At 72.6% G+C, this 15,748-nt stretch carries 11 protein-coding genes and 1 pseudogene; 2 read left to right on the top strand and 10 right to left on the bottom strand.

Translation table 11 applies throughout. The features are described from left to right. Window positions 1–32 precede the first annotated feature (32 nt). The 5 genes and pseudogenes from BUE45_RS33420 to BUE45_RS16380 form a co-directional block, all read right to left on the bottom strand. Window positions 33–1,244 (bottom strand): annotated as a pseudogene (locus BUE45_RS33420) (AGE family epimerase/isomerase); the annotation flags it as partial. Between the two features lie 166 nt (window positions 1,245–1,410). Then, on the bottom strand, window positions 1,411–2,247 hold the full coding sequence (locus tag BUE45_RS16395) for an alpha/beta fold hydrolase (protein WP_073380204.1): 837 nt from the start codon (window positions 2,245–2,247) through the stop codon (window positions 1,411–1,413). Between the two features lie 97 nt (window positions 2,248–2,344). Beyond that, on the bottom strand, window positions 2,345–3,670 hold the full coding sequence (locus tag BUE45_RS16390) for an acyltransferase family protein (RefSeq protein ID WP_073380203.1): 1,326 nt from the start codon (window positions 3,668–3,670) through the stop codon (window positions 2,345–2,347). Between the two features lie 292 nt (window positions 3,671–3,962). Next, complete coding sequence (nadE, locus tag BUE45_RS16385) at window positions 3,963–4,793, bottom strand: ammonia-dependent NAD(+) synthetase (RefSeq protein WP_073380202.1); 831 nt, start codon at window positions 4,791–4,793, stop codon at window positions 3,963–3,965. Window positions 4,794–4,831: 38 nt separating this feature from the next. After that, the gene (locus BUE45_RS16380) at window positions 4,832–5,470 is read right to left on the bottom strand and encodes a putative glycolipid-binding domain-containing protein (protein WP_073380201.1); all 639 of its coding nucleotides are present in this window, start codon (window positions 5,468–5,470) and stop codon (window positions 4,832–4,834) included. 246 nt (window positions 5,471–5,716) lie between these two features. Here BUE45_RS16380 and fxsT point away from each other — a divergent pair, with 246 nt between their 5' ends. After that, a complete protein-coding gene (gene fxsT, locus BUE45_RS16375; protein WP_073380200.1) occupies window positions 5,717–8,251 on the top strand; it encodes an FxSxx-COOH system tetratricopeptide repeat protein in 2,535 nt (844 codons plus the stop codon). Between the two features lie 23 nt (window positions 8,252–8,274). Here fxsT and BUE45_RS16370 read toward each other — a convergent pair whose 3' ends face one another. The 4 genes from BUE45_RS16370 to BUE45_RS16355 all read right to left on the bottom strand — a co-directional run bounded on the left by BUE45_RS16370 (window position 8,275) and on the right by BUE45_RS16355 (window position 12,643). After that, window positions 8,275–8,478 carry a DUF397 domain-containing protein gene (locus BUE45_RS16370; protein WP_084737380.1) on the bottom strand — a complete coding sequence of 68 codons (204 nt, stop codon included), beginning with the start codon at window positions 8,476–8,478 and terminating at the stop codon, window positions 8,275–8,277. A 575-nt stretch (window positions 8,479–9,053) separates the two neighbouring features. After that, on the bottom strand, window positions 9,054–10,373 hold the full coding sequence (locus tag BUE45_RS16365; RefSeq protein ID WP_073380199.1) for a UDP-glucose dehydrogenase family protein: 1,320 nt from the start codon (window positions 10,371–10,373) through the stop codon (window positions 9,054–9,056). Window positions 10,374–10,415: 42 nt separating this feature from the next. Then, a complete protein-coding gene (locus BUE45_RS16360; RefSeq protein ID WP_073380198.1) occupies window positions 10,416–10,829 on the bottom strand; it encodes an NUDIX domain-containing protein in 414 nt (137 codons plus the stop codon). A gap of 47 nt (window positions 10,830–10,876) precedes the next feature. Beyond that, window positions 10,877–12,643: an asparagine synthetase B family protein gene (locus BUE45_RS16355; protein ID WP_073380197.1), complete on the bottom strand. Its 1,767-nt coding sequence runs from the start codon at window positions 12,641–12,643 to the stop codon at window positions 10,877–10,879. Between the two features lie 198 nt (window positions 12,644–12,841). On the opposite strand from BUE45_RS16355, the gene BUE45_RS16350 reads away from it, so the two are divergent. Further along, window positions 12,842–14,206 (top strand): NsdA family TPR-like regulatory protein, encoded by a 1,365-nt coding sequence (locus BUE45_RS16350; RefSeq protein WP_084737379.1) that lies wholly within the window; start codon window positions 12,842–12,844, stop codon window positions 14,204–14,206. A gap of 384 nt (window positions 14,207–14,590) precedes the next feature. Here BUE45_RS16350 and BUE45_RS16345 read toward each other — a convergent pair whose 3' ends face one another. Then, the gene (locus tag BUE45_RS16345) at window positions 14,591–15,673 is read right to left on the bottom strand and encodes a ribonucleotide-diphosphate reductase subunit beta (protein WP_073380196.1); all 1,083 of its coding nucleotides are present in this window, start codon (window positions 15,671–15,673) and stop codon (window positions 14,591–14,593) included. Between the last annotated feature and the right edge of the window lie 75 nt (window positions 15,674–15,748).

Genomic DNA, 15,748 nt, shown 5'->3' with positions numbered 1-15,748 from the left:
ACGACCACCAGGTGCGGCGCCGCGTGCTCGCGCACCGCCGCGGCCAGGGAGACCGACAGCGGCAGCTGCGGCAGCAGGGTCGCCTGGTAGGCGTGGTACACGTCCGGTTTGCCCGACCACACCGTGGCGGCGGGCCGGTTCCCGGGGTCGAGCTCGTGGTGCCAGCTGCCGTGTTCGAGGTCCAGGTGGTACCGCTCGGCGTAGTCCCACCACTGCTCGTAGCGCTCCAGCAGGGACCCGTCCCGGGTGTGCAGGGCCAGCGCCCACGCCGCCATGGTCGCCTCGGCCGCCACCCAGTGCATGCGCTCGCGCACCACCGGCCGGTCGCTCCAGTCCAGGGTGTAGACGAAGCCCTCGGCGCCGTCCGCGTCCCAGCCGCGCCGGACCGCGTGCCCGAACAGGGCCCCGGCGTCCTCGCGCAGCCACGCGGGGGCGGGCTCCCCCGCCCGGTCCAGGGCGATCTCCAGGTGCACCAGCAGGCGCGCCCACTCCAGCAGGTGGCCGGTGGTGCTCCCGAACGGCCGGAACGGGTGGTCCGGGTGGTCGCGGTTGTAGTCCGGCAGCGGCTTCCAGTCGGCGGTGAAGTGCTCGGGCAGCCGCCAGTCGTGGCCGGCCGCCACCCCGTGGACCAGGCGCTCGGCGATCGCCAGGGCCCGGCGGGTCCACACCGCGTCGCCGGTGGCGTCGGCGGCGGCCAGGAACGCCTCGACCGCGTGCATGTTGCTGTTCGCGCCGCGGTAGTCCTCGGTCTCGCTCCAGTCCGCGTCCCAGCTCTCCAGCAGGGCGCCCGCGGACTCGTCCCAGAAGCGCTCCTCGATGACGGCCAGCGCCTCGTCGAGGAGCTCCCGCGCGCCCGGCCGGCCCGCGACGGCGGCCGAGGCCGCGGCCAGCGCGACGAAGGTGTGCGGGTAGGCGGACTTGCGGCCCCGCGCGCGCTCCGCGGGGACCTCGTCGAACCACCCGCCCCGCTCCCCGTCGCGCAGCGGGCCCCGGGCCAGCGCGCGCACACCGTGGTCGGCGCGCTCGGCGGCGCCCGCGTCGCCGCGCAGGTGGGCCAGGGAGAACACGTGCGTCATCCGGGCGCTGATCCAGGTCTCCACCGGCCGGTCCGGGTCCACCCGGCCGTGCGCGTCCAGGGCGCCGAACCCGTCCGGCACCACCGAGGCCGCGGCGAAGCCGAGCAGGCGCGCCTCCTCCTCCCTCAACCGACCGGGGTCGCCCGGGGGCCGCTGCGTCACAGTCACATTCCCTCGCCTCCTCCAGCGCCCGGATCCTCGTGGACGGGCCGCCGACATGGACTGGAGACAACGTTGACACAAGCGTCCCGGGGGCACCACCCCGTCCCCCCGTCAGCGTTCCGCGGGCCCTCCCCCGGCCCCCGTCCGGCGGCCGGACGGGCGGGCCGCCACCTCAGGCGCGTCCCCCGGCGAGGTGCGCGTGCCGGCGGTGGCCCAGGTCCGCCGAGCGGCAGGTCCACTTGATGTGCTCGGCGACCGAGACCGGGTCGTCCGTCATCGGGATGTGGCCGCTGCCCACCAGGGAGACCATGCGCGCCGTGGGCACCCGCCGGTGCGCGTGCTCCGCGCTGGACGGCAGCAGGGTGCGGTCGTGGTCGCCCCAGGCGATGGTGACGGGGCAGTCGATCGGCCTGGCGGTGAAGTCGTACTCGGCGATGCGCGGGATCATCCGGATGAAGGGCGCGCCCTCCTGGAGCCCGCGGACGCTGAAGTGCGTGGCCTTGGCCTGCGGCGAGGACGGGTCCCCGCGCAGCGCGACCCGGGCCAGCGCCCGGGCCGGGCGCGTGCTCGCCAGCCGCTCCTTGACCGGCATGGGGACGCGGGCGGCGAGGTTGGCGAACGCGCCCACCGCCCGCAGCCCCCAGCGGCCCAGGCTGTCGGAGAACCCGGCGGGGGAGAACACCGTCACCGATCCGGCGACGCCCCGGACGCCGAGTTCCAGGGAGATGGAGCCGCCCAGCGAGTTGCCCGCGACGTGTGGGCGCTCCAGCCCGTGGAACCGGCAGAAGGACTCCACCGCGTCGGTCATCGACACGATGTCGTAGGGCTCGCCGGGCCGCGGCGCCGGCGTCCGGCCGAACCCCGGGAGGTCGACGCAGAACACCCGGTAGTCGCCGGCCAGGCGGGGAACGACCGCGCTCCAGCTCTGGCGGCGGTCGCCCAGTCCGTGGAGGAGGACCAGCGGTCGGCCGGTCCCCCGTTTCTCGAAGGCGATGCGAGTCGGGTCCATGAGGACCTGTCTACCCCCGGGTGGGGACCCGCCCCGGCGTCCATGGACGGATTCTGGACGGAATCTGTCGTATTCTCACCCGGGCCCCACCGGACTTCTACGGACGGCGACCCTCGGGTGACCGTGTGAGAACGACGCCGCCGAGCACCATCAGCAGCCCCAGCAGCGGCCCCAGGCCCAGCCCCAGGCCGGTCACCGTCAGCGTCAGCAGGCCGCCGCCGATCAGGGCCGCGGCCGCCAGCACCTGGACGAGGCCGGGCGAGCCGGAGAGCACCTTGGGCGGGTTCTCGAACCGCACCGCCCAGTGGGCCAGCGGCAGGATCAGCGGTACCAGCACCACCAGGCCCAGGACGCCCCACACGATCCACAGGCCGGTCATCGGCTCCGGGGTGTCGATCCCCAGGCCGAACACCACGACCCCGGCGACCACGCTGATCGGCAGCATGTGCCACAGGTAGACCGTCATCAGCTGCGGGCAGATCCGGTCGAGCAGGCGCGCGGGTCCGGGCTTGTCGGCCCAGGCCCCGATCGCCTCGCGGGCCAGCAGCGCCAGGCCGATCTGGGCCACGCCCAGGCCGGCCAGCACGAGGGTCGGCGGGGCGACGTTGGAGGTCTCGGCGGCGAACACTCCCGTCATGTTCACCGAGTACGGGCCGAACGCCACCAGGGTGAGCGCGGTCAGCGCGCCCGCGCCGGCCAGCAGCCCCGCGTGGAGGCGGCGGATACGCCCGGAGACGTAGAGGAAGCCCAGCTGGTGCACGCCCAGCCAGACGAACGCGACGTTGAGGTAGCCCGCCCACTCGACACCGCCGGCGAACCGGACCAGGTCGACGGCGACGGCCCCGGCGAGCAGGCCCGCCGCGGCCCACGCGCCGAACCTCTCCTGGGCGCGTGCCAGCAGCGGCGTGCACACCACCACCAGGACGTAGGTCGCCAGGAACCACAGGACCATGCCCGCGGCCCCGGCCCCCACCAGCACCGGCTGCGCGGGCGCGCCGCCCAGCACGAGCACGTGGGACGCCACGATCCACAGCGCCGCCAGGGGCACCACCGGCCAGGCGAGCCTGCGCAGCCGCTTGGCGTACCAGGTGGCCGCGGTGACGCCGCGGCCCGAGGCGGCCCGCCAGCTGATGAGGTTGGCTGCGCCGCCGACGAAGAAGATGAGCGGCATGACCTGGGAGACCCAGGTGAGGGCGAAGCCGCCCTCGGTGGACAGGACGCTCCCGGCGTCGAGCATCCCCTGGTTCTGCGCCAGGACGGGGAGCCACCAGTGCTGGGCCACCACCAGTCCCATGACCAGCAGGCGGAGGACGTCGAGGAAGCGGTCCCGGCCGGCGGCCGGGACGCTGCGCGACTCGACGCCCGTGAGGGTCCGGGCCGTCGTCGGGGTCGGCGGGCCCTCGGGGCCTGCGGTCACGGTCATCCGATCACTCCTTGGATCTTCCTGCCGGCGCGCCCGGACACGCGGGTGTCCACGGGAGGGCCTGCCGGCCGGTTTCAGGGGGGAGGACGCTCACACTCGCGCCCCGTCGAAGGGATCGCGCCAGGGATCGCGGGGGGATCGGCCACCGGATCGGACGCTGTGCTTGCAACGACCATAGGTGCGATCCGCCTGTGATCGCGATGGATCTGACGCCTCTTTACCCGGGGCGGTTCGCCCGACCGGAGATGGTGGTGCGTGCACCACCACGGTCGGGGGTCCCGCCCCCGTGACTTCAGGGAGCGGTCGGCAGCGCGCGCTTGTGCGCGGTGGCGCGGTAGCGGGACACCAGGGACTCCTCGACCTCCGCGGAGACGGGCAGGCCCTCCAGGAAGTCGTCGATCTGCTCGTAGGTGAGGCCCAGGGCCTCCTCGTCGGGCTTCTGCGGGGCCAGCGACTCCAGGTCCGCGGTGGGGACCTTGCGGACGAGGTCGTCGGGGGCGCCCAGGGCGGCCGCCACCGCCCGCACCCGGCGCTTGGTGAGCCCGGTGAGCGGGACGAGGTCCGCGCCGCCGTCGCCGTACTTGGTGAAGAACCCGGTGACGGCCTCGGCGGCGTGGTCGGTGCCGATCACCAGTCCGCGCAGGCCGCCCGCGACCGCGTACTGGGCGATCATGCGCTGGCGGGCCTTGACGTTGCCCAGGACGAAGTCCTCGGTGCCGGCGTCGGGGTAGGGCGTCCCGGCCTCGCGCAGGGACGCGGCCATGGCCTCGGTGGCGGGGCGGATGTCGACGGTGAGGAGCCGGTCGGGCGCGGTGAACGCGGTGGCCCGGGCGGCGTCGGCCTCGTCCCGCTGCTCGCCGTGGGGCAGGCGCATCGCGATGTACTCGGCGTCGCCCCCGGCCGCGCGGACGCGGTCGACGGCCAGGCGGCACAGCCGCCCGGCGGTCAGGGAGTCGACGCCCCCGCTGATGCCCAGGACCAGCGCGGCGGCGCCCGTCGTGGTCAGGCGCTCGGCGAGGAAGGCGACCCGCCGCTCGATCTCGGTGTCCGCGTCGAACGCCGCGGCGACCTCCAGGTCGCGGATGATCCCGCGCCGTTCCGGGCTGGGCTCTGTGTCGGTCACGTGGTATCCCCCGGGAATGCGGTTCGGCTACCGGCCGATTATCGCCTGTCCGCAACACCGGATGGGACATCGGAGGCCGGTTCGTCCGCTTCCGCTCCCCCGCGCAGCCGCCGGGCGAACCGTTCGTAGTCCACGACGAGCCCGTCCCCGTCGACCGTCAGCCGATACTCCCCGTGCAGCGGGTCGCGGTAGGTGTACACCTCCAGGCCGCCCTCGGCGGGGTGGCGGGTGTAGCGCTGGCGTACCCGGCGCACCCGCAGCGACGGCACGTCGATCCAGGCCACGGCGATGTCGCGGTACTCCCCCGGGCGCAGGCCCAGGCGGCGGATCGGCAGGGTGTTGGTGAGCGGGGTGGCGGCCACGTCGGCGTCCAGGCAGCCGACCAGCTCCGGCAGGGGGCGGCCCTCGGCGTCGGTCCAGTGGCCGCCCTGGGCGTTGAGGATCACCATGGACGGCCCCCGGGCCGAAATCACCTCCACCCGTACCTCCCGGGTGGCCCAGGCGAGGTCGGCGCGCACACCGAAGCGCACGAAGTACCCGGCGCCGCCGTCGTCCACGACGGTCTCCCCGGCCTCCAGGCGGTAGCCGTCGGGCTCGGGGACGAGGGTGCCCAGGCCGAGTCCGTCGGGGACGTCGGTGCGGGCCCAGGCGGCCGGGTGTTCCTTCGGTGACGACATGTCACCGTTCTACCGGTCCCGGGACACAGGCGCCAGGCCGGGTTCCGGCCGGGACCGCCTCCGCCCCGGGCCCGCGGTCCGCCGCCGGCGGCGGACCGCGGGCGAGTATCGACATCCCCGTGGCCGCCGCCTAGCCTGGAATCAGGGCGGGGGCCGGTCACCCCGCGCCCCGCTCCGCGAGGACCCCCGTCCGAGAAGCGAGGGCGAACGGCCTTCCCGAGCCGCCTTACAGAAAGCGGGAGGACCATGACGAGCGGAACCGGTCCGGCCGGCGGTCGCCGCCGCCCCGACCACCCCCCGGTGATGGGCGGCGTCCCCCCCGCCGACCCCGACTTCACCGGCCGCGAGGCGATCCTCGAACAGATCCACGAGGCCCTGCAGCGGAGCGAGGGCGCGCGCTACCTCATCGGGGGCGGCAGCGGCGTGGGCAAGAGCCTCGTCGCCAGCCAGTACGCCCACCGCTACGCCGACCACTACGACCTCATCTGGTGGGTGCCCGCCGCCACCGACACCGACGTCAACGGGTCCTACCTGCGCCTGGCCGAGCAGATCGGCCTCACCGTCTCCCACGACCACATCGCGCGCACGGTCCAGGGCGTGCGCCGGGCCCTGGCCCGCGACCCCGCGATCGGCTCCTGGCTGCTGGTGTTCGACGGGGCGACGGACCTGGAGACCCTGTCCGCCGACCACATGCCCCGGGGCGGCGGCCGCATCCTCATCACCGGCCAGGACCGCCGCCGTCCGCCCCGGGGCGTCCCGGGCCGCCTCTTCGACGGCCGCATCGTGCCCCGGCTCGACACCGCTGAGAGCCTGTCCCTGCTGCGCCGGCTGTGTCCCGAGCGCCTGGAGCCGATCGGCACCGGGGAGCGCCTGGCCGAGCACCTGGAGCACCTGCCGCTGGCCCTGACCCAGGTGGGCGCGTTCCTGCGGGAGTCCCCGCTGGGGACCGAGGAGTTCCTGGACCGCTTCCAGGAGCGCTTCACCGACAAGGTCACCCGGATGGGCACCGACGACGAGCACACCGCCCCGCTGGCCGCGGCCTGGGAGATCCAGGCCGAGGAGCTGCTCGCCGGGGACGCGACCTCGCGGGCGGTGGTCGAGCTGGTGCGCCTGTGCGCGTTCCTGGCCCCGCTGCCGCTGTCGCGGTCCTTCTTCTCCCGTAGCCGCGACCCGCAGGCGCCCCCGGACCAGGCGGGGCTGTTCGGCGACGGGGCGCACCTGGACCGGGTGCTGGAGTTCATGGGGCGGCGGCGGCTCGCCTCCGTGCGGCCGGGCACCTTCCACCTCCACGAACTGTTCCAGGAGGTCATCCGCGACTCGATGCCGCTGGTGGAGAAGGTGCGCTACCGCGACCTGGCCCGGCGGCTGCTGGCCCGCAACGACCCCGGCGACCCCACCGACCCCGCCAACCGCCACGGCTACCTGCTGATGCACGCCCACGTGAAGGCCTCCCAGGCCTGGTCGGCGCGCGACCCCCGGGTGCGCGCCCTGGTGCTCGACGTGATCGACTTCCTCACCGAGTCCGGCGAGTACCCCAAGGCCATCGGCGTCGCCGACCAGGCCGTCAACGCCTGGGGCGACGACCCGGTCAGGCTGCTCCACGCCCGGCTGCAGCGCAACATGATCCGCCGCGTGCACAGCGAGTACGCGACCGCCCTGGCCGAGGCGCGCGAGATCCACTCCGGCGAGGCGGCCCGCGGCGGCCCCGACTCCGACGAGGCGCTGGAGGCCCTGCGCGCGGTCGCCATCGCCCTGAGCGGCCTGGCCCGGTTCGACGAGGCCGAGCGCCTCTTCCGGCAGATCCTCGACCACCGGCGCGCGCGGTCCCCGGGCGACGAGCACACCCTGGAGGCGGCGCAGAACTACGCCCAGGTACTGCTGGAGCAGGGGCGGTTCTCCCAGGCGCTGGAGGTCTCCGAGCGGAACCTGCGGGAGCGGGCGGCGCTGCTGGGGCGGGACAGCGTGTCCACCCTGCGCACCGACCTGCACCTGGGGCTGACCCTGGTGTTCCTGGGGCGCTGGGAGGAGGCGCGCGACCGGCTGGAGGACTGCATGGCGCGGTTCGCGGCGCAGGCGGCCTCCGAGACCCCGCACGCGCTCCAGGGGCTGCTGGTGCTGGCCGCCGTGTACCGCGGCCTGGGCGACACCGGGGCCGCACTGGAGCACTCCACCCGGGCTCTGGCGCTGTACCGGCGGCGCTACCCGCCGACGGTGCGCCAGACGCTGTACGGGCGGGTCGTGCACATGGTCACCCTCGCCCGCGCCGGGCGCGGCGACGAGGCGGCCTCCGAGGCCCGGCTGCTGCTGCCGCCCACCGACGAGCGGTTCCCGGCCGACCACCCGTTCCCGGCGTGGGCGCGGGTGGGCGCGGGCATCGCCCTGCGCTCGCAGGGGGCGTTCGCCGCCGCGGCGGAGCTGGACCGGGCGGCGCTGGAGCGGCTGCGGTCGCTCTACGGGGCGGGGTCGTTCAACACCCTGGCCGCGGCGCTCAACCTGGCGACGGACCTGTACGGGCTGGAGCGCCACGAGGAGGCGCGCGCCCTGGACGCCCTGACCGAGGCGGACTGCCGGGCGATCCTGGGCGAGGAGCACCCGATCCTGCTGACGGCGCGGCGCAACCACCTGGTGAGCCGCCAGGCGCTGGGCGAGGACGTGAAGGAGGAGTGGACGGAGCTGTTCCGGGTCCTCGTGTCCCGGTTCGGTCCCGCCCACCCCTCGGTGGCCTCCATGACCTCCTACACCCGCCAGGACTGCGACGTTCCGCCGGTCGTGGCGGTGTAGGGGAGGGAGGGGCCGGGCGGACGCTACCCCTTGGTGGTGGCCAGGAAGGTGGTCCATTCATCGTTCTTGAATCCGAGCCGCACGAGGTCCGGGTTGACCGAGTCCCGGAAGAATGAATTCCCGGATTCCAGGTTCAGGACTTCACAGCACGCCCCCACGTCATAGGAATAGCGCGACTTCCGCCACTCCCCGAAGAACGCCGAACCGTTTTCCGAACGACTGACCATTATCCGTCCACTCTGACTGATATGCCATACTGGCCAAGGAAAGTTTATGCACCCAGTGCCGAAAAGTGGACGAATGCAACAAGAGAACACCCCGAAAGGGGTGACTCGCATGGGATTCCGCCGCACGGCCCCGACACCGGGCACAGCGAACACCTCTTTCTTCCACGCGTTCACCATGGGGCGCAAGTGACACAGGGGAAAGACGTGATCGCTTTTGGATAACGTTGCGAACGGCATACCGGGCGCCGAAAGACGGCCCTGAAGCCCAGAGCACTTCGTGCCCGAGTGTCTTTTTATACATCCGCTGATTGACTTCTATGCACCGCCGGGGCCCGCCCGCCCCCGGGAACGGCAGCGGCCCGGGTCGCGCGCCTCGACCCGGGCCACCGGAGCGGGGAGGACGGCCTCCCCTGGAAGAACGGTACTGTCCGGACCGCCCGCGGGGGGCGGTTCGCGCACTTCCGACACCCTCTGTTCACCGCCGGGCCCGGCGCCCCGCGCGAAACGGCCCCCTCCCCCGCCGCCGACGGGGGAGGGGGCCGGGTCCCCGGGGACCGCCCCGGGGCCGCGGAGGATCATTCCGACGGGCCCCGCCCGAGGACGGCCACCTCCCAACCGGCCGTTTCCCACCGGGCATGGTCCAGCCCGCCCCGACCATCGATCAGTCTCCGGGCGCGCACCGCCTTGCCGAGCTGCTTTGGATCGGCGTCGCGGAACTCCGGCCACTCGGTCAGGTGCAGCACCACCTCGGCGTCGGTGACCGCTTCGGCCGCCGACGCGGCGAAGGCCAGTTCCGGGTGCACGGCACGGGCGTTGTCCATGGCTTCGGGGTCGTAGACGGTCACACGAGCGCCCCGGTTCTGGAGTCGGGAAGCGATGTCCAGCGCCGGGGAATCACGGATGTCGTCGGTACCCGGCTTGAACGCCGCCCCCAGCACAGCGGCCCGGACGCCGGTCAGGGGCCCGCACATCTGCTCGGCCGCCTCGATGACCCACAGTCGGCGGGCCTCGTTGGTGGTCTCCACCGCGTCGAGCAGCCCGCTCAGCGTCTCCGCCCCGTAGCCGGCTGCGATCGTTCGCAGGGCGCGCACGTCTTTGGGCAGACAGCCTCCGCCGTAGCCGATGCCGGGTCGCAGGCCTGCGGCGCCGATGCGTACGTCGTGACCGATGGCGGCGGCGAGGCGATGCACGTCGGCACCGGTGGCCTCCGCGAGTTCGGCCACAGCGTTGATGAAGGAGATCTTGGTGGCCAGGAAGGCGTTCGCGGACGCCTTGGCCAGCTCGGCAGTGGCGGGGTCGGTGACGAGGAACGGGACACCGGCGAGGATCTGCGGGACGCACACCTCGCGCATCACCTCCTCCACCCGGGGCGAGTCGGTGCCCAGGACGATGCGGTCGGGGCGCAGGGTGTCGGGGACGCCGAAACCCTCGCGCAGGAACTCCGGGCTCCATCCGAGTTCGACGCCGTCTCCGGCCGGGGCCAGCGCGCGCAGTGTCTCGGACAGGGCCGCGGTGGTGCCGACCGGCACCGTGGACTTGCCGATCACAACGACCGGGCGTTCCAGCCGGGGGCCCAGCTCCTCCAGGGCGGCCGTGACGTGGCTCAGGTCGGCGGCGCCGGAGTCGTCGAGCTGTGGTGTGCCCACACAGATGAAGTGGACGTCGGCGAAGGCAGCGGCCTCACCGTGGTCGGTGGTGAAGCGCAGCCGTCCCGCTGCGATGTTGCGGGCCAGGAGGTCGTCCAGGCCCGGTTCGTGGAACGGGGACCGGCCGGCCGCCAGGGTGTCGACCTTGGCCCGGTCGACATCGATGCCGATCACCTCAGAGCCGGTTTCAGCCAGGCAGGCGGCGTGGACGGCACCGAGGTGGCCGCAGCCGATGACGCTGACGCGCATGTGTTTCCTTTCCGGGGCCGCCGCCTCGGAGAGGGGGAACGGTCAGGGGCGGTCGGCCAGATAGCGGTGGAGGGCGGTACGGATGAAGGGCGGGATCAGCAGGATGTCGAGTAGGTCGGGGGCGACCCAGTCGAGCTTCGTCCCCTCGGTCAGGGCGAGGGCGGCGGCCTCGCCTTCCCAGGTCCCGGAGTAGACGGTGATGAGTTGGCCGGATCCGTGAACGTCGGGGACCTCGAACAGCTCGTCCAAGTCGGCGACGGCCAGTCCGGCTTCCTCGTGCAGTTCGCGCACGATCGCCTGGTGTGGGCTCTCCCCCGGATCGCACCCGCCGCCCAGTACCGACCAGTGGCCGGGCCACGCGATGTGGGGAACGTCGTCGCGCAGGTGCAGGAGGAGGTCGCCGCGGGCGTTGGCGATGATGGCCACCGCACCGCGGGGCTGGTCGTCGACTCGCATGCGGCCACAGTAGGCGCCTCCTGGTGTTGATGAGAGATCTACCGACGTCAGGCGGCGTGGCGCTGGGATCCGGCGACCCAGTAGGCGGTGAGCAGTGCTTGGGCCCGGGTGCGATCGAAGCGGGCCGCCGGTTCGAGCCCCGCCTTCAGCAGTGGGAGCAGGGCCGACGGCGCCGTGGTGAGGGCGGTTCGGATGCTCTCCTCACACCAGGGGGACAGCAGGCCCGGGTCGTTCAACCAGGCTGGGACCGGAGAGGCGAACCCCTTCTTGTCGGTGGCGGCCCATACCTCCTGACCCACTCCCAGTTCCCTGGCGGCGTCGCGCAGGATGCGCTTGCCCAGGGCGGGTCGGGTGATCTTGTGGGAGACGGGGAGGGAGTAACAGAACTCAGCAAAGCCTCGGGCGAGGTATGGCGAGCGGCGCTCCAGACCGAAAGCGGAGGCGAGCTTGTCGCTGGTGCTCACCAGGGGCCGCCAGGCGGTGGCGAGCTCGACAAGGGTGAGGGCGCGGGAGGTGTCACCGCCCGCCCGTTCGAAACAGTCCGCGACCAGGGAGGAGACCCGGTTCTGGGGATCAGGGCCCCGGGCGATCAGGCGAGTGACGGTTTCCTGTTCCCCCCGGTCTGGACCGGCGTCGTGCAGGAGTTTGGCGGCCAGCGGCCGGTAGGCGTCCAGTCCTTGTTCCACCGCACGGGGCCCGAACAGGGTAAGGGCGTGACGGGCGTAGCCCATGAGCAGTTCGTCAGGGCCCAGCCCACCGTAGACGACGCGGATCCCGGCATCGGCGATGGCCCGGTAGGCCATGTGCTCCGACAGGAGGGAGGCGTTGCCGACGGGGTAGTCCAGGGCGGACACGATCCGCCCCAGCTCGGCGCGCAGGTCCCCGGGCCCGGGCTCGACGACGAGCAGTTCGGCGCCGATGGTACGGGCGACACGGGCGGCGGTGGCCGACTCGTCAAAGCGCTCTCGGCCCGGGTAGCGCACGGTCACGCACACCTCGGGCCGCAGCAGGTGAGCGAGCAGCGCCGAGTCCAAGCCGCCGGAGAGCAACAGGGCCGAGCGGCCGGAGTGGGCGCGACCGGCCACGGTGCTCTCCAGCAGGTCCACGGCCTGGTCCAGGGCGGAAGTGTAAGTGGTGGTGGCCGGTTCGGTTGCGGCCAGGTCCCACCAGCGCGTGTGGGTGATGGAGGCGCTACGGAGGTCGAAGGTGAGCAGGTTCCCCGGCGGGAGCAACTGGATGCCCTGGTAAGGGGTGTCGGTGCCGATAGGGGTTTCCAGGGCCGCCATCTCCGGCCGGTAGACCACCGGGGCGGGTCCGTATCCGATGAGGCCGGCCACCTCGGAGGCGAAGGCGATGCGGGAGCCGTCGGCGCGCCAGTACAGCGGCTTCTCACCGAAGCGGTCTCGAGCGAGGTGGAGTGTTCGGCGACGTGGGTCGTAGACGGCCAAGGCGAACATGCCCTCGGCCTCCTCCAAGACCCGCGGGCCGGCCTGGGCCCAAGCCCGCAGCAGCACATGGGCGTCGGTCTCGCCGGGGCCCAGGGCGATGTCGCGCTGACGGACGATCTCCCGGTGGTTGAAGACCTCGCCGTTGACGACGAGCATCAGACCGGTGGCAGGGTCGGAGTAGGGGCCGTTCTCAGCGGTCGGGTCGACGATCTTGAGGATGTTCATGGCCATGACCGCGTGGCCGTCGCCGGTGCAGGCGGTCCGGGTACCGTCGGGGCCGCGGTGGCGCTGGGTGGCGCTCATGGCCGTGACCGTGTCGGTGTGCAGGTGGGCGTCGGGACCGGCGAGTCCGGCGACTCCGCACATGGAACCTCCCCGTTCGGGTGCCGAGGCCGTCCGATAGAACGGCCAGGACTTCCAGGAAAGACAGGTCCGAACGGTAGAGGGAGGGCTCACGGGAGGGCTCACGGATCACGGAGGGTGCTCACGGGAGGGCTCATGCGTTCGGCTTCACAGGTGCACCCGACGGCGCTACGGTCGGTACACACCGTAGGAGGACCCGTCATGGCCCGTTCCCCCAATACGGCGCTGCGCGACATGATCCAACGCTCCGGTGCCAGCCACAAGGCGTTGGCACACCGGATCAACCGACTGGCGCCGCACGACTCCCCCACCGCCTACACCCACACTTCGATCGCGAACTGGGTGGAGCGCGGCATGAGGCCGAAACCGCCCGCGCCGCAGCTTCTGGCCACCGCGCTCTCGGAGCGGCTGGGCCGACGGGTGACCTTGTCCGAGATCGGTCTGGCCGGCACCGAGCCGACCGACGATCATGTGGGGCTGGCCTTCCCGCGATCCCTACCCGCCGCCCTCCAGACGGCGGGAGCCTTCTGGAGCACCATGGACCGTCGCCACTTCCTCACCGCCTTCAGCGCCGCAGCTTTCGGGCCCCCGACTCTGCGCTGGCTCTCCCAGAGCACCGACGGCACCGCCGCCCACACCGGCGGGCGGCGCATCGGCCGCGCCGACATCACCGAACTGAGCGAACTCGCCGAGCAGGCCCGCCACAGCGACTCCCGGTTCGGGGGCGCCAGCGCCGGGGTGTCGGCGGTGGCGGTGTGCCTGCGCGACGTGGCCGCCCCCATGCTCGAGGGCACCTACACCGACGACGTCGGGAAGGAACTGTTCTCCGCCACCGCGGTACTGGGACGCTTGGCCGGGTGGGCCGACTTCGACGCCGGCCACCACGCCCGTGCCCAACGCCAGTTCATCCAGGCGCTGCGCATGTCCCGGGCCGCCGGAGACGTCGCCCTGGGCGGTTACGTCCTCTCGTGCATGGCGTTGCAGGCGTGCCTGCGCGGCTACCGAGACGATGCCCTGGACATGATCGAGGCCGCCAACGCCGCCACTCCGCACACCCCGCCCCGGGTACGAGCGTTCCTCTCCCTCGTCGAGGCCCGTGTGCACGCCCGTGCGCATCGTCCGAAAGCGGCGGGGAAGGCGCTGGCCGCCTCCGAACGGCTGCTGGAACAGGCCGACTCCCGTACCGGGGACGATCCGACCTGGATCGACTTCTACACAGGCGCCCGCCTGGCCGCCGACGCCGTGGAGATCCACCGTGATCTCGGCCGCCCCGCCGCTGCGCTGCGCTGGAACGAGAAGGCGACCATGCCGGCCGATCGGTTCGCCCGTTCCTACGGTATCCGCATGGCCGTGGTCTCCTCCGCCCACCTCCAGGCCGGGGACCTGGACGCCGCGCTACCGACCGCGCACACCAGCGTGGACATCCTCGGACGCGTGGCCAGCCGACGGGCCCACGACTATCTGGACGACCTGGTCGGCCGGTTCGACCGGTGGCGTTCGGAGCCCGGGGTACAGGGTCTGGCGGAGCGGATCGGCGCGGGCTGCCCTCCGCGCGCCTCGGTGTGATTCCGGGGTCTCCCGCCGCCCGTGACCGGTGTCCCCACATGAGCGGGGAGGCGTCGTTGGAGGGCCGCACCTGCTTCTCGGGCCGCTGCGGTCCTGGACGAAGTACCGACGGCCACCGGGGGTGGAACGCCGGCGGTGAGGACTCCGAGGCCGTCTCCCGTATTTCGCGAGAACGGCCCCCTCCCCCGCCGCCGACGGGGGAGGGGGCCGGGTCCCCGGGGACCGCCCCGGGGCCGCGGAGGATCACTCCGACGGGCCCCGCCCGGCGGATCATCCCGGGCCGCGGTCCGCGGCCGGCCCCCGTCGCACCGACGCCGTCAGGCCGGGGCGGCCCTCACCCGCCGCCCGGCGGGAGAGCGCACGGGGGCGCCCGCCGAACGCTCCCTAGTCCCAGTCCAGACCGCCACCGGTCTGGTACTCGATCACGCGGGTCTCGAAGAAGTTCTTCTCCTTCTGGAGGTCCATCATCTCGCTCATCCACGGGAACGGGTTCTCCGTCTCGCCGAAGATGGGCGCCAGGCCGATCTGCTCGGCGCGGCGGTCCGTGATGAAGTGCATGTACTTCTCGCACAGCTCCGAGTTGAGGCCCAGGATGCCCCGCGGCATGGTCTCGCGGCCGTAGGCGACCTCCAGCGCGCAGGCGTCGGTCAGCATCTGCCGGACCTCGGCCTGGAACTCCTCGGTCCACAGGTGCGGGTTCTCGATCTTGATCTGGTTGATCACATCGATGCCGAAGTTCAGGTGGATCGACTCGTCGCGCAGGATGTACTGGTACTGCTCGGCGATGCCGACCATCTTGTTCCGGCGGCCCAGCGACAGGATCTGGGCGAAGCCGGTGTAGAACCACATGCCCTCGAAGATCACGTAGAACGCCACCAGGTCGCGCAGGAACGCCTGGTCGGCCTCGGGGGTCCCGGTGCTGAACTCCGGGTCCTCCAGGTTCTGCGTGTACTTGAGCGCCCACGCGTCCTTGGCCGTGATGGACGGGATCTCCCGGTACATGTTGAAGAGCTCGCCCTCGTCCAGGCCCAGGCTCTCGCAGATGTACTGGAAGGTGTGCGTGTGCACGGCCTCCTCGAACGCCTGGCGCAGCAGGTACTGGCGGCACTCGGGGTTGGTGAGCTGGCGGTACACCGCCAGGACGATGTTGTTGGCCACCAGCGACTCCGCGGTGGCGAAGAAGCCCAGGTTGCGCTTGAGCATGAGCCGCTCGTCCTCGGTGAGCCCGTCACGGGACTTCCACAGGGCGATGTCGGCCTGCATGGCGACCTCGGTGGGCATCCAGTGGTTGTTGCACCCGGAGAGGTACTTCTCCCAGGCCCACGTGTACTTGAGCGGGAGGAGCTGGTTGACGTCGGCGCGGGCGTTGATCATCGCCTTGTCGTCGACGTTGACGCGCTCGGCGTCGCGCTCGATCTCGCCCAGGCCGCTGGCGGCGCTCGCGGTGTTCTCAGAGGTCGCGGTCATGTGTCTTTCCTTATCCGGGAGGGCCCGGAAGCGCTTCGTGGGGCTTGAGAGTGGCCGCCCGCCCGTGGTGGGGGC

It is taken from the genome of Nocardiopsis flavescens (assembly GCF_900141985.1).
GTDB classification, from domain to species: Bacteria; Actinomycetota; Actinomycetes; order Streptosporangiales; family Streptosporangiaceae; genus Nocardiopsis; species Nocardiopsis flavescens.
Note: the sequence above shows the minus strand (reverse complement) of the source record. Positions and strands in the feature narration are given on the sequence as shown.